Source organism: Salmonella sp. SAL04213, assembly GCF_046550535.1.
GTDB classification, from domain to species: domain Bacteria; phylum Pseudomonadota; class Gammaproteobacteria; order Enterobacterales; family Enterobacteriaceae; genus Salmonella; species Salmonella enterica.
In genome coordinates, this window is the sequence record NZ_JBGDXS010000009.1 from 16,496 (window position 1) to 36,887 (window position 20,392).

Consider the following 20,392-nt stretch of genomic DNA (forward strand, 5'->3'; position numbering starts at 1 on the left):
ATTAGTCCCTGATCTGTATCATTGTTTTGTTTCGATATTTTTTCGAGGCTATCAATAAAGAATTGTTTATATATTTATATGCATTGATGCATTATTTTTATGAATTTTTATGTCACAAGGCATAACACATGGAAACTCCTGTTTCACGCAGTGCGTTGTATGGAAAACTGGCCGGCCCACTATTCCGGTCGCTGGAATCGGCAACGGCATTTTGCAAACTACGCTCTAATCCCTGGGTTGAGCTGACTCACTGGCTGCACCAGTTAACACAGCAGCCCGATAACGATATTCTCCACGTTCTTCGGCATTACCAGATCCCTCTTTCTGATGTGGAGAAAGCGTTACTCCGGCAACTGGATATGCTGCCCGCCGGGGCCAGCGCCATTAGTGATTTTTCTCACCATATCGATCTCAGCGTTGAAAAGGCCTGGATGCTGGCGAGCGTCCGTTACGGCGATAACAAAATTCGCAGCGGCTGGTTGCTGCTGGCCTTGTTGACCACGCCAGAACTGCGTCGGGTACTGAGCAGTATCTGCGCGCCGCTGGCCACGCTTCCGGTTGATGAACTGACGGAAATACTGCCCTCGTTGATCGAAACATCGCCGGAAGCGCAGGAGCGCCCTTACGACGGCTCCGGCCTGGCATCAGCCATTCCCGGTGAAAGCAGTCAGGCGATTCCCAACGGCGGGCAGGACGGTAAATCCGCGCTGGCAAAATACTGTCAGGACATGACGGCACAGGCGCGCGACGGCAAAATCGACCCGGTGACGGGGCGTGAGCATGAAATCCGCACCATGACGGATATTCTGCTGCGCCGTCGCCAGAATAATCCACTACTGACTGGTGAGGCGGGCGTCGGGAAAACGGCGGTCGTCGAAGGTTTTGCCCTCGCGATTGCGCAGGGGGAAGTGCCGCCCGCGCTGCGGGAAGTACGGCTACTGGCGCTGGACGTTGGCGCTCTGTTGGCCGGAGCCAGCATGAAAGGCGAGTTTGAATCGCGTCTGAAAGGGTTACTGGAAGAGGCCGGGCGCTCGCCGCAGCCGGTTATTCTGTTTGTCGATGAAGTTCACACTCTGGTGGGCGCGGGCGGCGCATCCGGCACGGGCGATGCCGCTAACCTGCTGAAACCGGCGCTGGCGCGCGGCACCCTGCGGACTATCGGCGCCACCACCTGGAGCGAATACAAGCGCCATATTGAGAAAGATCCGGCGCTGACCCGGCGTTTTCAGGTGTTGCAGATTGCCGAACCGGAAGAGATCCCCGCAATGGAAATGGTGCGTGGTCTGGTGGATACGCTGGAAAAACACCACAACGTACTGATTCTGGATGAGGCGGTACGTGCGGCGGTACAGCTTTCTCACCGCTACATTCCCGCCCGGCAGTTGCCGGATAAGGCCATCAGCCTGCTGGATACCGCCGCGGCCCGCGTGGCGCTGACGCTGCACACGCCGCCTGCCAGCGTACAGTTCCTGCGCCAGCAGCTAAAAGCGGCGGAAATGGAACGGTCGCTGTTGCAGAAGCAGGAAAAAATGGGGATTCAGTCAGATGAGCGGCGCGATGCGCTGACGGCGCGAATTTTCTCGCTCAACGATGAACTGACTGCATCCGAATCCCGCTGGCAGCGGGAGCTGGAACTGGTACATACGTTGCAGGAACTGCGTGTCGCAGAGTCTGATGCTGATGACAAAACCACGCTGCAACAGGCCGAAACGGCGCTAAGGGAGTGGCAGGGCGACGCGCCGGTGGTGTTCCCGGAAGTCAGCGCGGCGGTTGTCGCGGCGATTGTCGCCGACTGGACCGGTATTCCTGCCGGGCGCATGGTGAAAGATGAGGCCAGCCAGGTGCTGGAACTGCCTGCCCGACTGGCGCAACGCGTTACCGGGCAAGACGGCGCGCTGGCGCAGATTGGTGAACGTATTCAGACCGCCAGGGCGGGACTGGGCGATCCACGCAAACCGGTGGGCGTGTTTATGCTGGCCGGGCCGTCCGGTGTCGGTAAAACCGAAACCGCGCTGGCGCTGGCGGAGGCTATCTACGGCGGTGAGCAGAACCTGATTACCATCAATATGAGCGAGTTCCAGGAGGCTCACACCGTTTCCACGCTGAAAGGCGCGCCCCCCGGCTATGTGGGCTATGGCGAGGGTGGTGTGCTGACGGAAGCGGTGCGTCGCCACCCCTGGAGCGTAGTGCTGCTCGACGAGATCGAAAAAGCGCACCATGACGTCCATGAACTCTTCTATCAGGTGTTTGACAAGGGCGAGATGGAGGACGGTGAGGGAACACATGTCGATTTCAAAAACACCACGCTATTACTCACCACCAACGTGGGTTCCGACCTCATCAGCCAGATGTGTGAAGATCCGGCCTTAATGCCCGATGCTACGGGGCTTAAAGAGGCGCTAATGCCGGAATTGCGCAAGCATTTCCCGGCGGCATTTCTGGGCCGCGTGACGGTGATCCCTTACCTGCCGCTGGACGAAACGTCGCGTGGCGTGATTGCCCGTCTGCACCTTGACCGGCTGGTGGCGCGGATGGGTGAACAGCACGGCGTGACGCTGACGTATAGCGAGGAACTGGTCGCACATATTGTGGCGTGCTGTCCAATGCATGAAACGGGCGCGCGGTTGCTGATTGGCTACATCGAACAGCACATCCTGCCGCAACTGTCGCGCTACTGGTTGCAGGCCATGACGGAAAAAGCCGCGATCAGGCAGATTGATATCGGCGTTAATGGTGATGAGCAGATTGTTTTTGAGATCGTTTGCTGAAACCGGCCGTTCGAAGTGTCCGTAGTGCGATTTTAAAAACTGTACCGGTATACCGCTCCCCTTGCGGCAACCAGTTGACTAAAAAGGAAATGAAGGATTATGGCTATCAACAATAGCGCGCAGAAATTCATCGCGCGCAACCGCGCGCCGCGCGTGCAGATTGAATATGACGTAGAGATTTACGGCTCTGAGAAAAAAATCGAGCTGCCGTTCGTGATGGCGGTGCTGGCCGATCTGGCCGGGAAACCGCGTGAAGAACTGCCGCCGGTGACGGATCGCAAATTCCTCGATATTGATATTGATAACTTCAATGAGCGCATGAAAGCCATTGCGCCGCGCGTGGCGTTCGCTGTGCCGAATACGCTGACGGGTGAAGGTCAGTTGATGGTCGATATCACGCTGGAAAATATGGACGACTTTTCGCCGGCACAGATTGCCCGCAAGGTGGACGCCCTGAACCAGTTACTGGAAGCCCGCACCCAACTGGCGAACCTCCAGACCTACATGGATGGTAAGGCCGGGGCGGAAAATCTGGTCAATAAACTGTTGCAGGACCCGACCCTGCTGAAAACGCTGGCGAATGCGCCGAAACCGGCCGCTACCCAGCAAGGTGTGTCAGCGGATAATGAATCAGCGGAATAACGTCGAATTTTTAAGGAATTTTCATGGCAAACAGTAATATGCAGGCAACCGACGCGGTTGCTCAGGATACCGTCTCCGCATCCGGTGAATTTGATGCGTTGCTGAATCAGGCCTTCCGACCCAAGACTACCCAGGCGGCAAAAGCCGTGGAAGCCGCGGTGCAGACGCTGGCGCAACAGGCGCTGGCGAACACGATCACCGTCAGCGATGACGCCTATAAAAGCATCAGCGCTATTATTGCGCAGATCGACTTTAAGCTGACCGAACAGATCAAACTGATTCTGCAACATCCCGACTGGCAGAAGCTGGAATCCTCGTGGCGCGGTATGGAGCATCTGGTTTACAACACCGAGACCGACGAAAAGCTGAAAATTCGCTTCATGAATCTGTCAAAAGATGAATTGCGGCGCAACATGAAGCGTTACAAGGGCATCGCCTGGGATCAAAGCCCGATGTTCAAGAAACTGTATGAAGCTGAATACGGCCAGTTAGGCGGCGAACCTTATGGCTGTATCATTGCGGATTACTACTTCGACCATACACCGCCCGATGTGGATCTGCTTGGCTCTATCGCCAAAGTCGCCGCGTCGGCCCATGCGCCGTTTATTGCCGGGGCTTCCCCCTCGGTACTGCAAATGGACTCCTGGCAGGAGCTGGCGAATCCTCGCGACCTGACTAAAATCGTCACTCAGAACCTGGAATATGCGCCGTGGAACTCCCTGCGGGCCAGCGAAGACTCCCGTTATATTGGCCTGACGATGCCGCGTTTTCTTGCCCGCCTGCCGTATGGCGCAAAAACCAACCCGGTGGACGAGTTTGATTTTGAAGAAGATGCGGATGGTTCTGACCATACTAAATACGTCTGGAGCAACGCGGCCTACGCGATGGGCGTAAACATCAACCGTTCCTTCAAACACTACGGCTGGTGTACGTTGATTCGCGGTGTGGAATCAGGCGGTGCGGTGGAAAATCTTCCCTGCCATACCTTCCCGACTGACGATGGCGGCGTGGACATGAAATGCCCGACCGAAATTGCCATCTCTGACCGCCGCGAGGCTGAACTGGCGAAAAACGGTTTTATCCCGTTGATCCACCGTAAAAACTCAGACTATGCTGCCTTTATCGGCGCACAATCGCTGCAAAAACCACAGGAATACTACGATCCGGACGCGACGGCCAACGCCAACCTGTCCGCCCGTCTGCCGTACCTGTTCGCCTGCTCGCGCTTCGCTCACTTCCTCAAATGTATCGTCCGCGACAAAATCGGTTCCTTTAAAGAGCGTGAGGATATGCAGCGCTGGCTAAATGAATGGATTATGAATTACGTCGACGCCGATCCGGTGAACTCCTCGCAAGAAACTAAAGCCCGTCGTCCGCTGGCTGCCGCTGAAGTAGTGGTGGAAGAGGTGGAAGGCAATCCAGGTTATTACGACGCGAAATTCTTCCTGCGTCCGCATTTCCAGCTTGAAGGGCTGACGGGATCGCTGCGCCTGGTGACAAAACTGCCGTCAGTGAAGCAGGGCAATGCCTGATATATATTTTATGAATGTTTAAGCGAGTGAAGACAGAGAAGATAGAGAATATAAAGAGGGATATGAAGAAAAGAATTTCGTCTCGCCCACTTTCTCGTAAAGGTGGGGTACGTAATGATGACACATATCCGAATGCCAGTAACAATGCCGAAGCTTTTTATATCATTGAGTAGGAAATACATATTATGACCATAAGCCCAACTTTTCATCTGTTACCTGGTATTGTTCTGCTCTTTTCACAATATGCTGTAGCCTGGGAAGTCAGTTGTCCGGCTGTTATTGATACTCAGTCTTCTGCTGTGAGCCTGAAGTCTGATGTCCCAGCGCCGTGGCAGCTTTCTCCCCGATATATGTCGCGTTTATGGTTAAGTAGTATTGGGGTAACGCAGGGTAAACCTGAAAACCTGATGGATCTCAAACCAGAGACTAAAAAAGTAAACGGTGAAAATTGGTCTGTATGGGAAACAGAACGTGTTAGCGATAAAGAAACCGATTGCTATTGGGTTTCGTGTATTTATGGTCATGAACAGATATGGTTGACGCAACCAATACCTGCTTCTTCTACTCGCTGTAAGACTCGTAATTTTGAGGGATCGCCAGAAGACCAGTCTGTATCTTTTATCTGTAATTAGCGATTTGAGACGTGAAAATTTCAGTACAGGTTATGGTTTTTATTATCGGAAGTTATGAAGCATTATTTATATGCATTAAATAATGCAAATTCATAAAATAACTAAATACATTATCGGTACCGGAAAAATATACAGTCTTCTGTTCTCCTGAAGTTATTGGAGAAGGATTCTGTACGGCAATGATTTATCTATAAACAAAAAGATATAGATAAAATCAGGTTTATTTTAAGTAAAACTTAATAAGGATATAAAAATGGCTTATGACATTTTTCTGAAAATTGACGGCATCGACGGTGAGTCGATGGATGACAAACACAAAAATGAAATTGAAGTACTGAGCTGGCGCTGGAATATCCATCAGGAATCCACCATGCACGCCGGTAGCGGCCTCGGCTCCGGTAAGGTCTCCGTCACCAACCTGGATTTTGATCACTATATCGATCGCGCCAGCCCGAACCTGTTCAAATACTGCGCCTCCGGCAAGCACATTCCGCAGGCCATTCTGGTTATGCGTAAGGCTGGCGGCAATCCGCTGGAGTACCTCAAGTATACCTTCACCGACCTGATTGTCGCCGTGGTTTCCCCGAGCGGCAGCCACGATGGTGAAATCGCCTCCCGTGAAACGGTGGAGCTCTCCTTCAGCACCGTGAAGCAGGAATACGTGGTGCAGAACCAGCAGGGCGGCAGCGGCGGCACCATCACCGCAGGCTACGACTTCAAGGCGAACAAAGAAATTTAACGGCTGTTTTCCCGGCCAGATGTTATGTCTGGCTGGTTTTATTATTTTGATTTTAAAGGAATTTACAGTGAATAAATGGCGTAACCCACTCGGTGGTTATGTGCGGTAGCTATGCCTTTTGCCTGCTCCTGCTTTCCGGATGCGGCAGTAGCGATTCGCTACCTGACCCCTAATCGCAGCGGCCTGACTTGAGCGTGAAAGCGTTTTACAAGGTGAATTCTGACAATCAGAAGAAAGCGGCGTCCATGAAGATACGTGTTGAGAATTAATGACCTACACAGAATTTTTAGAGGGTAAGCAAAATGAACAGACCTTCATTCAATGAAGCGTGGTTAGCTTTTAGGAAGGTGAATCATTCCGTCGCTGATGTGGGTAGCATTATTGGTGGAAACGTTGGGAAAAATATAACTGGTGGTTATTTTCAAAATGCCTGCCCTATTCGAATGAGCTATGTTTTGAATGCGACAGGATTCCCAATAGCCCGTAACTCTCCGTATGCAAAGGTTAGTGGTGCCGATAATAAATTCTATATTTATCGCGTGAATGATATGATTGATTATCTTACTCATACTATGGGCAAGCCTGATCTTATTGTTAATAATCCGAAACAGAGTGACTTTATAGGGAAGAAAGGAATTATCGTAGTAAAAGGGCATGGCTGGAGCAATGCCAGAGGACACGTTACATTATGGAATGGCAGTATCTGTTCAGATCAGTGCCACTTATTAAATGACCCAGATAATGGACCATTTGTTCCTGAAGTTGGGACTCTGTGGATACTGCCGTGAAATGGTTAATATTAGTTACTTTCAGCATAAGTGGAATGCTGGTATGGCAGCCATCCTTTGCACAAGAAGCATTGACCACACAATATTCACAGTCGGAACTCTTAAAAAATTGGGCGCTGAGTCATTGTCTGGCATTAGTATACAAAGATGATGTCGTTAAAAACGATGCCAGAGCTACGGCCAGTGCTTACCTTGAATATGGTAAACAATCTGTGGAGATTTACCATGAAATTGATGAGATTGCGAAAAAATATTCAGGGTTGAAATATAACGGTTCGATATCATCAGATTTTAATACCATGAAGTGCATAGATTTTATCCATGACAGGGAATTAAATGAATTAATTAAAAGGCGTGTCGAGAAGTAAAATTCAAAGATATTAAAAGCATACGTTCTCTTGCTCTGATGAATTTATGGGTAAGAAAGAGCTGTACAGGAATAGTTAATCTGTTCACCTAATAAAGCAGATAAATCAGGGCTTAATTTAGGTAGTTAAAAGGATAGTAGATATGTCTTATGACATTTTTCTGAAAATTGACGGCATTGACGGCGAGTCAATGGATGACAAACACAAAAATGAAATTGAAGTACTGAGCTGGCGCTGGAATATTCATCAGGAATCCACCATGCACGCCGGTAGCGGTCTCGGTTCCGGTAAGGTCTCCGTCACTAATCTTTCATTTGAACATTACATCGATCGCGCCAGCCCGAACCTGTTCAAATACTGCTCTTCCGGTAAGCACATTCCGCAGGCCATTCTGGTTATGCGTAAGGCTGGCGGCAATCCGCTGGAGTACCTCAAGTACACTTTCACAGATCTGATTATTGCAATGGTATCGCCCAGCGGAAGCCAGGGAGGGGAAATTGCGTCTCGCGAATCAATTGAACTCTCCTTCAGCACCGTGAAGCAGGAATACGTGGTGCAGAACCAGCAGGGCGGCAGCGGCGGCACCATCACCGCAGGCTACGACTTCAAGGCCAACAAAGAAATTTAACGGCTGTTTTTCCGGCCAGATTTATATCTGGCCGGATTTATTGTTTTGATTTTAAAGGAATTTACAGTGAATAAATGGCGTAACCCCACTCGGCGGTTATGTGCGGTAGCTATGCCTTTTGTACTGCTCCTGCTTTCCGGATGCGGCAGTAGCGATGCGTTACCTGACCTCGAATCACAGCGACTCGACCTGAGCGTGAAAGCCTCCGATAAGGTGAATCCTGACAATCAGAAGAAGGCCGCGCCCATTGAGATTCGTGTTTATGAACTAAAAAATGACGCCGCTTTCACGACAGCTGATTACTGGTCGCTCCATGACAACGACAAATCCGTCCTTACCGACGATTTAGTGCGTCGCGACAGCTTTATTTTGCGTCCCGGCGAAGAGAAAAAACTGCGTCGCCCGCTGAATGCGCAGACCACGGCAATCGGCGTACTGGCCGGATACCGTAACCTGGCCAAATCGGTCTGGCGGGTAACCTACAAAATCCCGGAAGCCCCGGAAAAAGCCTGGTACAGCAGCTTCATACCGGGGAAAGGAAAAGTGCAGTTGGAGGCGGAACTGGAACAAAGCGCCATTGTAATTACGGAACGGGATAAATGAATTATGAGCTGGAATGACCGCGTAGTCTGGAGTGAAGGACAATTTTTACTGCCGCAGATGTTTCAGCAGCAAGAGCGTTATCTGGAACACGTCATGCATTACCGCAGCCTGCCGCTGACCCCCTTTTTCTGGGGATTCAGCCACTACAATATTGATGGCGAAGCGCTGAACATCGGTAAACTGATACTGAAAGAGGCATCAGGGATTTTCCCTGACGGCACGCCGTTTAACGCACCGGACCACACCCCGCTGCCGCCGCCGCTGACCATCCTGCCGGAGCACCTGAACCAGCAGATTTGTCTGGCGGTACCGGTACGCGCGCCGAACAGCGAAGAAACCACGTTTGACAATAACCCGGAATCACTGGCGCGTTTCTCGGTACATGAACACGACATCCGCGACGCCAACTCGCTGGGACGTGGCGCGCAGTTATTACAGCTCAGTCACCTGCGCCTGCGGCTGCTGCCGGAAAAAGCGGTGACGGGCGCCTGGATTGGCCTGCCGTTGACCCGCATCACCGGGTTGAACCCTGACGGGCGGATAGATATCGACCACGACCTGATCCCGCCCATCATTAATTATCAGGCCAGTTCACTGATGTGTACCTGGCTGTCGTGGATCAACGATCTCATCCGGATGCGGGCCGATTCGCTGGCGGAACGGCTGACAGGCAGCGACAACCACGGCCATGAAGCAGCGGAGGTCTCCGATTACCTGCTGTTGCAAATTCTCAATCGCTTTGAGCCGCTGTTGACCCACCTGGCGAAAACGCCGCTGGCCCCGGAAGTGTTGTATCGCTACCTGTCCGAACTGGCCGGGGAACTCTCCACCTATGTGCGTCCACAAACGCGACGGCCCGCTGAATACAAAGAGTACAAACACCTGACGCCCTATGCCGGGTTGAAATCGCTGGTTGATGAGGTGCAGTTCCTGCTGAATGCGGTACTGATCCGGGGCGCGCAGCGCATCGAACTGAAAGAGGGGACTTACGGCATCCTGAATGCGGTGGTGGCTCCTTCCGATCTTGCCGATTTCAGCACGCTGGTACTGGCGATAAAGGCTTCAATGCCGACCGATGTGCTACTGCAACATTTTGCCGCCCAGACCAAAATCGGGCCATCCGATCGCCTGCCGGAACTGATCCGCTCGCATCTGCCGGGGCTGGCTTTGCAGGTTCTGCCTGTACCACCGCGCCAAATCCCGTTTCAGGCCGGATACATCTATTACGACATCCGCCGCGAGGGAGCATTGTGGGAACACATTGCCCGTTACGGCGGGATGGCCATGCATACCGCCGGGGAATTTCCGGGGCTGGAGACAGAACTGTGGGGAGTGCGCGATAAATGACAGACAGTACCCTGACGCCGCCAGCGGCGGACATGATGTCCTTTTTGTCCACCACGCCGGAGCATAAGGACAGTGAATATGAAACGCCGGTACACACCAGCCAGCGCACGGAACTCAATGTCATCGTTGAAGACGGTCCGGACAGCAAACTTCGGCTGGCTGAAATCAGCGCGGCGGCTAACCCGTTGCTCGCCGCTGCCCGGCCTTTATTGTGCGCTCTCGCAGCCATGCCCGCTAAACTGGATGCGGCCCTGGTAGAGCCTTATCGTAATCTGTTGGTACGCGAGATGCATCTGTACCAGACATTATGCGATCAGGCGAACCTGCGGCGCGAGCACGTACTGGCGGTACGTTACTGCCTGTGTACGGCGCTTGATGAAGCCGCTAATAACACAACCTGGGGACGGCGCGGCGTCTGGGCCGGAAAAAGCCTGCTGGTAACATTTCATGGTGAAAGCGAAGGCGGGATAAAACTTTTCCAGATCATCGGGCGTCTGGCGGCCAGCTTCCAGGAGCATGGCAACGTACTGGAGGTTATCTACCACCTGCTGGGGTTGGGATTTGAAGGCCGCTACAGCGTGCAGCCAGACGGGCGTAAGCAACTGGACAATATTCGCCAGCAACTGCTGACACAGCTTTCACAGCGTCGCGATCCGGTTATGCCCGCGCTCTCGCCTGACTTTCAGGGGGCGATAAGCGGACGACTGCGGCGGATGCGCCGGGTGCCGGTCTGGCTGAGCGCCGGGATAGCCCTGTTGGCGATGCTGACGCTGTTTGGCCTTTACAGCCACCGGATGGATGTGCAGACCGTCACCGTACAACAGCATATTGATGCGATTGGTATAAAACTGCCGCCGCCGCCCGTGCCGGTTCATAAGCTGCGGCTGAAAATCCTGCTGGCAAACGAAATCGCCCGTGGCCTGCTGACCGTGGACGAAGATGACCAGCACAGTAGGGTGGTCTTCCGTGGCGACGCCATGTTTGTGCCGGGACAGAAAACGGTGAGTGACGCAATCCGGCCAGTGATTAACAAAGCGGCGCGGGAAATCGCCCGCGTGGGCGGCGCAGTCACTGTAACGGGTCACACTGACAGCCAGCCCATTCATTCGGCTGAATTCCCATCCAACCTGGTGCTGTCGGAAAAACGGGCGGCGGAAGTTGCGGCGTTGCTGACCTCCGGCGGCGTACCTGCCGGACGGGTACATATCGTCGGCAAGGGCGATACGGTGCCGGTGGCGGATAACGGCAGTAAAGCCGGGCGGGCGAAAAACCGTCGGGTGGAAATTCTGGTAGTGGAGTGAATGAATGATGAAAAAATCAACCTATGATGTGTCTCATCATTCGGCAGTATGTGGCGTGACGGGGGATTATTATCGGATCTCAGCGACATATCACATAAAACGATCTATCCGTGTTTTTTTGATCATTTTATGTTGTTTATTACCCGGTGGCGTTTTTGCCGGGTCCCTGATTAACGCAGGATTCATTTCCCCCGATAATGTCAACCTCAGTATACGGGATTTTCTGGGATTTTATGCCAGTGATAACTTACAGGAAAAAGATAATACACTGATGTATGTGTTGGGGGTGGAGGATGCGACAGAAGGTAAAGCCTGGTGTGGATATGGTCAGGTTGACAGTATAACAATAAACCATACTGTGCTGACCTGGTTTGAACAGCACGCAGTGAAAAAGCCTGATGTAAGGGCTTCAATACTAATAGAGGAAGCATTAGTTAAAAATTTTCCCTGTCAGAGGACAGACTCCTCCATAAAAATTGCTTCCCGGTCATCTCCCATTTTATCCCTGACTCCGGATGCGCTTAATCTTTCAGGTAATGACTTTTTTAAATTTTGGGTGTCTGGTAATCAACGGGATAAACTCAGGGCGGGTGTCTATCTGCTCGGCGTGGAGGATGCGACAGAGAACAAACTGTGGTGTGGATACGCTTTATTTAAGACGCTAACATTAAATGAATTAGTCTATGTTTCTCTTAAAAATAAAACCAATGAGGAACTGAATTCTCGCGCGGCTGAACTTATCATAAATAAATTAATAGAGTACCCCTGTAAGATATAAAATCATTCAAGTTGCATCAAGGCGGCAAGGAAATAAATCCCCGGGAGCATACATTGGTTCGTGACTGGGGTAAGAGAGTAAAGCCAACGCACATGTAGCCTGAAATGTGACAGGTATACCCTGTGATAATGTTATCGCTGCCAGTTCAGATAAAGTCTTGGTGGTAAAGTCTTGGTAGTAAGGGATTGATATGTTTAAGATAATGGTCTGTCTGTTGGTGGGTATTCCTGCCATTTCTTATGCGCACGATTATGGGTGTGCTACGGTTGGAGCATCAATGGAGTCATCATTATTTGATGCCATAAAAAATGACCTGAATATAGATGTCGCTACTATTATAAAGGATAAAACAAAGGTAGAGATTCTTGATATCTCGCCTGTATCTAAGGTCTATGCAGAATCTCTGGCCAGGATGGATTATGAAAAAGATAAGGCCAAAAATAAAGTGGCAATATTAGATAAAAAATCCTATTTCGATAGTTACTATGAAAATCAGGTTAAATCTATCGTGGCAAAATATACCTATATTAACAAAGATAAAGAAAAAGATATTTTCATTGCATCCAGCTTCATGAATGCTGATGAGTGTTCTGTAAGATTTAATGGTTATATTACTTTATTCAGGGAATTTTAAAATATTGATTATTGGGTGGCGAGTCGAAATATAATGCAAAAATTTCTTAGTCTGCTTTTTTCCCGGCGCGCGCTGGCAGTTGTGGGCGTTCTGGTTCTGGCGCTGCTGGTCTGGTTTGTCGGGCCGCTGGTGTCATTTGATACCCTGCGCCCGCTGGCCTCCGTGGGTAGCCGGGTAGTGACCATTGCCCTGTTGCTGATGCTGCTGGTACTGTGGCTGGTCAACTGGTCGATGAGTATCATCGGCATCAGTGTCCTGTGCCTGGCGATTGGCTTCGTCACACCGCTGCTGGCCCTGGGCGATGTCCATCCGTTTGCGCCGCTGTGGGTCCGCCTGACCCTGATTGGTTTCATCCTGCTGATGTACGCGCTGTACGGCCTGTATCGGCTGTGGCGTGCGCTGCGTATGGATGAACAACTGCTGCGTCGCTTCCTGCATCCGCGCGGGGAAGAGGTACCGGTGGCAGGCGAGATCAAAGCCGACCTGCGCACCGTCAACCATATTGTCACGCAGGCCATCCGGCAGCTGCGGCAGTTGCGGGTGGATATGCCTGGCTGGCGTAAAATCTTCGAGGGAAAACGCTTTCTGTATGAGCTGCCGTGGTTCATGGTGGTCGGCAGTCCCGGCGATGGCAAAACCACGGCCCTGCTGAACACCGGATTGCAGTTCCCGCTGGCGGAGCAAATGGAGCAGACCTCGCGTATCCTGACAGTGCCGGGTGGCGGCACGCTACACTGCGACTGGTGGTTTACCAACGAAGCGGTGTTGATTGATACGGCCGGACGCTACGCCCGCCACGATGACGGTGGTGAAGCGAGCGCCGCGCAGCGTAACGCCGGAGAGTGGCAGGGCTTTCTCGGTCTGCTGCGTAAACATCGCCCCGGCGCGCCGCTTAACGGCGTGATCCTGACGCTAAACGTGGCGGATTTAACCGCACAGTCACCGGCGGAACGCCTGGCGGCCTGCGCCGCTCTGCGGGCGCGACTGGCAGAACTGCGCGAGACCCTGGGGATTCGCTTTCCGGTCTATCTGGTGGTCACCAAAATGGATTTGTTGCCGGGGTTCAGCGAGTATTTTCGCACGCTGACCAGCCATCTTCGCGCACAAATCTGGGGCTTCACGTTGCCGTACAGCCGCAGGCGAAAAGCGGGAGACCCGCAGGCGCTGCACGCCGCCTGCGCGCAGGAGCTGGCGCGCCTGACGCTGCGGTTGGATCAGGGACTGGATACCCGGTTACAGGAAGAGTACGACCTTAAAAGCCGCCAGCGGCTGTATACCTTCCCGCGTGAGTTCGCCGCCCTCGGCGAGCCGTTGCTGGAGGCTATTGAACAGATCTTCCTCGATTCAAAATTCGATGCCACGCAACTGAATAACACGCTGCGCGGGGTCTTTTTCACCAGCGCCGCGCAGGCGCAGGCCGACGCCGTGGCCGACCAGTTGAGTATCTGGCAGCGCTTTGTCCGGGCGATAAAAACCGCCCGTGGCGAATCCTCCGCCTCTCTCCCGCACGCTCTGCCGGACGGCAACCGCAGCTACTTCCTGCATGACCTGCTGACACAGTTTATTTTCCGTGAAGCGCACCTGGTGGAGCCAAACCTCCAGTGGGCCTGGCGTTATCGCCTGCTGCGCCTCGGCGGGCACCTGCTGGTACTGGTGCTGGCATTCCTGTTGTGGCAGGGGATGCAGACCAGCCAGCAGACCAACGGCGACTATCTGAATGAAATCAGCGCCCGCGCGACCCGGCTGGACGGTGAAGTGAAAGCCTACACCGGTAAACCGGCGATGGCTCCCGTCCCGGCACTGCTGGACAGCGCAAGGGAACTGTCCGCCTGGCCGGAACTGGACCCGGACGCGCCGCCGCTGACCTGGCGCTACGGCCTGTACAGCGTACCGCCGGTAACCGACAGCGTGGCGTCGCTGTACAACCGCCTGCTGGATCAACTGCTGCTGCCGCCGCTGGTGAAACGGATGGAGTATGTGCTGGCGGACGCCATTGCCCGTCAGGACAGTAAAGCTGCGTATGATGCCCTGCGCATCTATCTGCTACTGAATCTGGATAAAGATCACGAAGATAAATACAACGCGGCGGAGATCCAGTCGTGGGTGATTAACGATCTGGGGAACAGCGACAGCGTGGCCGGGTTTGGCGGGCGCGCCGCCGTGCTGACGCATATCGAAGCGCTGTTTGACGGCAGCCGGGTGGTGCATTCACCGTATGAGAAAAATGAGGCACTGATCCGCCAGGCGCGGGCATTCCTCGACGGTCACACCAGTACCGAGCGTATCTATGCGCGGGCGCTGGCGGCGATGGAGAGCGAAGCGCCGCAGGAGTTCACGCTGGTACGCGCCGTCGGCGCGGATGCGGGAACGGTGTTTGTGCGTAGCAACGGCGCGCCGTTGGATCGGGGCGTGCCGGGTATTTTTACCCGTGAAGGTTACCGGGAGCTGTTCGACAAACGATTACCGGAATTTGTGGCGGCGGCGACGGCGAACGATGGCTGGGTGATGGGCCGGGAGAGTACGCCAAAAAAGCTGACTGACAGCCTGCGCAGCCAGATACCGGGGCAGGAGCAGTCTGTCGCCCGCGAAGTCCGCCGTTTGTACCTGACGGAATATGCCCGCCGCTGGCAGGATTTTCTGGACAGTATCCATAGTATCAACAGTGCCGGGGAAGAGGGCAGTTCCGGCCTGGCCTATGATTTACAGGTGCTGCGCACTCTGGCGTCGCCGGACTCACCGCTGATGCGGCTGGGAAAAGCGGTGGTGGAGCAGACCACGCTGGTGCCGCCGCCGGACCCGCAGGCCAGACAGAAACAACTGGCGCAGCGCGCATCCGGTAACGCGGGGAAAGTGGTACAGACGGCAAAACTGTTCCAGGATATTCACCCGGAAGAGCGGCTGGAAAAAACGCTGGTGGATGATCGTTTCGCCGCGCTGCGCGAGGTCATTGCCGGGCGGACGGACGGCGGACAGAGCGGCGGTGGGACGATGCAGATCGCTTCGCTGCTGACCATGCTCAACGAGTATTACACCCAACTGACCATTGCTGATAGCGCGCTGGCGGCGGGGACGTTGCCAGCGCGCATTACTGCCGCAGACAAGTTGCAACTGGAGGCGGCGAAACTGCCTGCGCCGCTGAAAAACATCCTGCTGGATCTGACGAAGCAGGGAACGCGCAAAATCAACGCCGGGACCGGCGACGTGCTGAACACCCAGATGGAGGCGATGATGGGCGACGACTGCCGTGACGCCATCGACGGGCGCTATCCGTTCGCCGACAGTCCGCAGGAGGTCAGCGCCGAGGACTTTAACCGCATCTTCGCCAGCGGCGGCGTACTGGATGCTTTCTGGAGCAAACAACTGGCTCCGCTGGCGGACACCGCCAGCGACCCGTGGCGCTACAAACCGACCGAAGGCAACATGACATTGCAGGGGCCGGATCTGACGCCGTTTCAGCAGGCGAAGCAGATCCGCAGCGTATTTTTTAACAGCGAGGGCGGGAAAAAATTTTCCTGGTCGATGCAGATTAGCGTGGTGGATATGGACCCGGCCATCACGGAACTGGTGATTGATATCGACGGCCAGGTGCTGCGCTACGCCCATGGTCCGGACCGGCCCCTGAAAGTGACGTGGCCGGGACCGCGCAACGGCTCGATGGCGGAAATCACCGCCAGCCCGCGTATTCGCCAGGACACCTCAACGCTACTGACCGGCGGGCCGTGGGCGCTGTTTCATCTGCTGGACGCCGGAATGGTACAGGAAACGGCGGTGCGGGGGCGTCAACTGGTGGAATATGATTTTGACGGTCGCCGGGTGGTGCTGGAAATCACCGCCGGGCGGGATTTTAACCCGGTCAGCCGGGAGCTGTTGCAGAACTTCAGTTGTCCGGCGAGGGCGTTGTAATGCGCCGGCCAGCGGTGGTATCAGCCCCGGCGATGTTCGGCAGGCTGCCGGACCAGCGCGACTATGTGCGCTGGCGGGTGGGCGCTGAAGAGGGACGAATATGGCAGGACTGGCTGAACCGCCAGACGTGGGTGGGCAGCGGGCGGCATATCGTGTTGCCGGAAGGCCAGACGACCGATGAAGAGCGTGACGGCTGGATGCACCTGTCGCCGCGTGGCGAACATGATATGCCCGCGCCGGAACACCATCCGCTGCCGTGGAGCTTTGTGATGTCGCCGGGATTTTTGCCGATGGGTGGGACGACTGACTGGCTGACCGGAGTGCTGATGGCGTCACGGGATAGCGTGGGACGCCCGTGGCCGCTGGTGATTTACCAGCGCTGCGGTCGGGAGTGGCTGGACGAGAGTTTGCAGGAGACGCAGGGCTGGCTGTACTGGCTGGCGAGGCTGGCGGCGCAGCATATCACGCCGGACACGATGCGGCGCGGGCGGCTGACGGAGCAGGTGGACCAGCTATGGGTGATGTGGCAGCCGGGGCCGTGGTGGGCGCAGTGGCTGCGCGGGTTACGACGTACATCGCAGCGCAGCCGGGAATTGACCGGGCTGCCGGATGAAGCACCGGTAGTAGAACTGCCGGGCGTGCGTTATCTGCCGTGGCCGGGCTGGCCGGGTAAGACGCTGGGGCAGGCAACACCGGGACAAGGCTGGTTCTGGCAGCAGAACAGTGAAGGGCGGTATGTGGATGCGCTGCGACTGGCGGAGAAATAATGAACATGGTGGTTTTAAAAACATCTGCTAAGGAATGAAGAAATGGGTAATTATGATAAAGCGTGTAATAACACAGAGGCGGTAAGGTTTATTCAAAAATATAAGAATGATTGTGAGATAATCGCTAATCAACTTGAAGTGCCAGTGGAATTTATACTGGCGGTTGCAGCAAAGGAAAGTCGTTATGGGCAGGGAAGGATTGCAACTGAATATAATAATTTTTTTTCAATGCATGGTCCGGCACCATTGCAGTTGAGTAAAGTTCATCCTCAGGGAAGTCACGACGTGTGGGTTGCCACCTATACGTCTTTTTTAAATTGCGCGAAATCATTCGCCATCAGGTTTGGTAGTGCAGTCAGAAAGATAAAGGACCCTAAACAATTTGCACAAGCATTGATTGAGTCACGATTTAATTCAGGTAAAAGTAGTAATGGAGGGCATACCGGATACGCCAGTGAACTGGTGGCTATGATTGGTATGGTTAAGCGGAGAATGGCGTGTTCAGTAAAATAGTGTCATTGCTTTTGTTTACTATTTTATCCGTGAGCAGTTATGCCCAGGTTCTTGTATCAAATATCCCGGTGTTTGATTTGACTAAATTAAATCAGGAAGGGCTTACCGAGACACAGGCTCAGGCATTATTGGTTTTATCATTAAAAAATAAAAAATATAATATTACATTGCCTGGCGTTTTTATGGACGAGGCCTTAAAAAATGATCAGGGTAAACCATTTCATTCTGGATATTATAGCTTTGGTGTGGGCTATGACTCTCCTTCTGCCGGTGCTACGGATATCTGGGGATTATTCTCCGTCAGTCCGAAAACAGGAGATATCTGGGAAGAATATTCATGTGAGAGAATATCATTTCCGGCGCTACAAAAAATACAACAAGAAATAATGAAAAAAACTGGCGCGACATTTGCCAGTGAAGTGGTACAGCGCCGGGGGCTGGGCTGTACAGATGAATAGTGGGATAGTTGGATCTACCGGGCATACGTTACCTGCCAGGGCAAGGCTGGCGGAGAAATAATGAACATGGTGGTTTTAAAAACATCTGCTAAGGAATGAAGAAACGGGTGCTTATGATAAAGCGTGTAATAACGTGGGTGCGGTAAGATTTGTCCAGGAGCACATGAAGGTTTGTGAGATAATTGCAAAAGAGCTTGACGTACCGGTAGAGAATATACTGGGTCTTGCTGCTGCCGAAAGTCAATATGGTACAGGTCGTATTGCCAGGGAATATAATAATTACTTTTCTCTCCAGGCTCCTGCATCATTTCAGTCAGGTCGGGTTCATCCAAAGGATAGTAACAAAACTTGGGTGGCTATTTTTTATTCGTTTTCAGTTTGTGCACGATCTTTTGCTGTCAAGTATGGTGACGCTGTTCGGGGGAAAAAAGATGCTCTGGCCTTCTCTGAAGCTCTGGTAGTTGCTGGGTTTAATTCAGGATCTCATATTACTGGTGGTACGGATAATTACGCCAGGATAACTGCTGGAATAATTATTATGGTCGGACGGAGAATAGCATGCCCCGTAAAATAATGCTTGTTTTTTTTCTCTTTATATCTGAGTTCTGTAATGCCCAAGTGGTTGTATCTGAATTTAATTTGTCAGATATAAATCGCGGTGGAATGACGAAAGCACAGGCAGAAAAACTACTCATTATTGCACTTAAATATCAAAAATATGATTTATCGCTGGATGGCGTTTTTGTTGACGGTGATTTGCAGGATAAACACGGAAATCCTCCCCATCCGGGATATTATGATTTTAGCCTTGGCTATGATACACCGACTGCCGGAGCAATAGATTATTGGGGGCTTTTTTCAGTAAGTTCTCAAACTGGTGATATATGGGAAATAAATAAATGTGAGAGAGTTATATTTCCGCAGTTGCAAAAAATACAACAAGAAATAATGAAAAAAACTGGCGCGACATTTGCCAGTGAAGTGGTACAGCGCCGGGGGCTGGGCTGTACAGATGAATAGCGGGATAGTTGGATCTACCGGGCATACGTTACCTGCCAGGGCAAGGCTGGTTCTGGCAGCAGAACAGTGAAGAGCGGTATATGGATGCGCTGCGGCTCATCACGGAAGTTGATAATTCAGGTGATGTCCGAAGATAAAAGGTATGGCATCAATGCGATATGCTTCGGGGATCCCTAAGGAAATCGAATGAGTAAGTTACAGTTTGACCCTCATAGCCCATTGGCTGAATATTTTTCCAGAACAAAGATAGACGGGGAGTTTATCAAAAACGATTATGGTGATAGAGGTGAATTTGTCATAAATAGTGAAACGGGAGCTATTTCATTATTGTTAAAATGTAAATATACATGGGTTAAAAATAGCGATGTGAAGGACGACTGGACGTTTATAGAAAAATCATTGTTTATCATTAATGTTTATACGACAGTTTGTTCCGAATGGAATGGTAAAATATTTTTTTCTGTTTCAGGAAGTTCAGATTTCGCCAGGAAGTTTCAGGGGAAGCCTCTGCCATTTGATATACAGATGATCCCTGTCAATCATGGCGAGCACTGGGATGTGACTGCATTGAAAGTGAGACCAGGGGATGATGTAAGGACTTATGTTATCTGGGGTTCTCGTATCCTCCATATTGACTCCGAAGATGTGGTCGCAGTGCGGAAATGTCTTGATCCAGCCCAGACAGTTTGCTCTAACCAGATAAACGTACCTCATGAAATTGGACATATGATTGGTTATCATGACGATGAGTATGCTCTGGATAAATCAGGTAAAGCAACAACGGCATATAGATCGGATGCTGCCGCATTAATGAATATTGGAATGGAGCTTCGAAGTCGTTACCTGGAACATGTTAACACATTTCTGAATGTAATAATTCCTGATACTTACTTTACAGTTTTGAGTGTAGGTAAATGATACAAACATGTATTCTGCTCATTCATTTTCTGATACATGGCGTAATGTTTAAT

At 52.4% G+C, this 20,392-nt stretch carries 21 protein-coding genes and 2 pseudogenes; all 23 read left to right on the forward strand.

The window, feature by feature from the left end; genetic code table 11:
* Positions 1-128 precede the first annotated feature (128 nt).
* The 23 genes and pseudogenes from tssH to ACLJPQ_RS18795 all read left to right on the forward strand — a co-directional run bounded on the left by tssH (position 129) and on the right by ACLJPQ_RS18795 (position 20,339).
* Entirely contained in the window at positions 129-2,768 is a 2,640-nt protein-coding gene (gene tssH / locus ACLJPQ_RS18685) for a type VI secretion system ATPase TssH (RefSeq protein WP_080185182.1), read from the forward strand.
* 99 nt (positions 2,769-2,867) lie between these two features.
* A complete protein-coding gene (gene tssB / locus ACLJPQ_RS18690) occupies positions 2,868-3,410 on the forward strand; it encodes a type VI secretion system contractile sheath small subunit (protein ID WP_000996815.1) in 543 nt (180 codons plus the stop codon).
* A 23-nt stretch (positions 3,411-3,433) separates the two neighbouring features.
* Positions 3,434-4,942 carry a type VI secretion system contractile sheath large subunit gene (tssC, locus tag ACLJPQ_RS18695; protein WP_000013884.1) on the forward strand — a complete coding sequence of 503 codons (1,509 nt, stop codon included), beginning with the start codon at positions 3,434-3,436 and terminating at the stop codon, positions 4,940-4,942.
* Positions 4,943-4,956: 14 nt separating this feature from the next.
* Positions 4,957-5,115, forward strand: coding sequence for a BPSL0067 family protein (locus ACLJPQ_RS18700; protein ID WP_223228256.1), 159 nt, complete (start codon positions 4,957-4,959; stop codon positions 5,113-5,115).
* 12 nt (positions 5,116-5,127) lie between these two features.
* Positions 5,128-5,574 (forward strand): STY0301 family protein, encoded by a 447-nt coding sequence (locus ACLJPQ_RS18705; RefSeq protein ID WP_312038673.1) that lies wholly within the window; start codon positions 5,128-5,130, stop codon positions 5,572-5,574.
* 253 nt (positions 5,575-5,827) lie between these two features.
* On the forward strand, positions 5,828-6,313 hold the full coding sequence (locus ACLJPQ_RS18710; protein WP_000312802.1) for an Hcp family type VI secretion system effector: 486 nt from the start codon (positions 5,828-5,830) through the stop codon (positions 6,311-6,313).
* A 67-nt stretch (positions 6,314-6,380) separates the two neighbouring features.
* Positions 6,381-6,573: pseudogene (locus tag ACLJPQ_RS18715) on the forward strand (type VI secretion system lipoprotein TssJ); the annotation flags it as partial.
* A gap of 42 nt (positions 6,574-6,615) precedes the next feature.
* Complete coding sequence (locus ACLJPQ_RS18720; protein ID WP_001081550.1) at positions 6,616-7,101, forward strand: type VI secretion system amidase effector protein Tae4; 486 nt, start codon at positions 6,616-6,618, stop codon at positions 7,099-7,101.
* Positions 7,086-7,469, forward strand: coding sequence for a type VI secretion system amidase immunity protein Tai4 (locus tag ACLJPQ_RS18725; protein WP_000379146.1), 384 nt, complete (start codon positions 7,086-7,088; stop codon positions 7,467-7,469). Before ACLJPQ_RS18720 ends, ACLJPQ_RS18725 begins: the two co-directional genes overlap by 16 nt.
* Positions 7,470-7,611: 142 nt before the next feature.
* Entirely contained in the window at positions 7,612-8,097 is a 486-nt protein-coding gene (locus tag ACLJPQ_RS18730) for an Hcp family type VI secretion system effector (RefSeq protein WP_000119443.1), read from the forward strand.
* A 66-nt stretch (positions 8,098-8,163) separates the two neighbouring features.
* Positions 8,164-8,700 (forward strand): type VI secretion system lipoprotein TssJ, encoded by a 537-nt coding sequence (gene tssJ / locus ACLJPQ_RS18735; protein WP_020898423.1) that lies wholly within the window; start codon positions 8,164-8,166, stop codon positions 8,698-8,700.
* Positions 8,701-8,703: 3 nt separating this feature from the next.
* Positions 8,704-10,047 (forward strand): type VI secretion system baseplate subunit TssK, encoded by a 1,344-nt coding sequence (gene tssK, locus ACLJPQ_RS18740; protein ID WP_000118732.1) that lies wholly within the window; start codon positions 8,704-8,706, stop codon positions 10,045-10,047.
* Entirely contained in the window at positions 10,044-11,348 is a 1,305-nt protein-coding gene (tssL, locus tag ACLJPQ_RS18745; protein ID WP_000132483.1) for a type VI secretion system protein TssL, long form, read from the forward strand. The genes tssK and tssL overlap by 4 nt, the downstream gene beginning before the upstream one ends.
* Before the next feature lie 4 nt (positions 11,349-11,352).
* Positions 11,353-12,126, forward strand: a complete 774-nt coding sequence (locus ACLJPQ_RS18750) for a Rap1a/Tai family immunity protein (protein WP_080185181.1) — start codon at positions 11,353-11,355, stop codon at positions 12,124-12,126.
* 202 nt (positions 12,127-12,328) lie between these two features.
* Positions 12,329-12,760, forward strand: a complete 432-nt coding sequence (gene sciR, locus ACLJPQ_RS18755; RefSeq protein WP_077905250.1) for a Shiga-like toxin A subunit SciR — start codon at positions 12,329-12,331, stop codon at positions 12,758-12,760.
* 33 nt (positions 12,761-12,793) lie between these two features.
* The gene (gene icmF / locus ACLJPQ_RS18760; protein ID WP_079959425.1) at positions 12,794-16,663 is read left to right on the forward strand and encodes a Type VI secretion protein IcmF; all 3,870 of its coding nucleotides are present in this window, start codon (positions 12,794-12,796) and stop codon (positions 16,661-16,663) included.
* Positions 16,663-17,430, forward strand: coding sequence for a TagF domain-containing protein (locus ACLJPQ_RS18765; protein WP_080185180.1), 768 nt, complete (start codon positions 16,663-16,665; stop codon positions 17,428-17,430). Before icmF ends, ACLJPQ_RS18765 begins: the two co-directional genes overlap by 1 nt.
* 42 nt (positions 17,431-17,472) lie before the next feature.
* Complete coding sequence (locus ACLJPQ_RS18770) at positions 17,473-17,943, forward strand: glucosaminidase domain-containing protein (protein WP_000528839.1); 471 nt, start codon at positions 17,473-17,475, stop codon at positions 17,941-17,943.
* Complete coding sequence (locus tag ACLJPQ_RS18775) at positions 17,928-18,401, forward strand: hypothetical protein (RefSeq protein WP_000491748.1); 474 nt, start codon at positions 17,928-17,930, stop codon at positions 18,399-18,401. Before ACLJPQ_RS18770 ends, ACLJPQ_RS18775 begins: the two co-directional genes overlap by 16 nt.
* A 163-nt stretch (positions 18,402-18,564) precedes the next feature.
* Positions 18,565-18,975 (forward strand): glucosaminidase domain-containing protein, encoded by a 411-nt coding sequence (locus ACLJPQ_RS18780; RefSeq protein WP_138010028.1) that lies wholly within the window; start codon positions 18,565-18,567, stop codon positions 18,973-18,975.
* The gene (locus tag ACLJPQ_RS18785; RefSeq protein WP_023198935.1) at positions 18,960-19,421 is read left to right on the forward strand and encodes a hypothetical protein; all 462 of its coding nucleotides are present in this window, start codon (positions 18,960-18,962) and stop codon (positions 19,419-19,421) included. Before ACLJPQ_RS18780 ends, ACLJPQ_RS18785 begins: the two co-directional genes overlap by 16 nt.
* A gap of 8 nt (positions 19,422-19,429) precedes the next feature.
* Positions 19,430-19,558: pseudogene (locus ACLJPQ_RS18790) on the forward strand (cytoplasmic protein); the annotation flags it as partial.
* A 49-nt stretch (positions 19,559-19,607) separates the two neighbouring features.
* Positions 19,608-20,339, forward strand: coding sequence for a hypothetical protein (locus tag ACLJPQ_RS18795; RefSeq protein WP_000040883.1), 732 nt, complete (start codon positions 19,608-19,610; stop codon positions 20,337-20,339).
* Positions 20,340-20,392 lie beyond the last annotated feature (53 nt).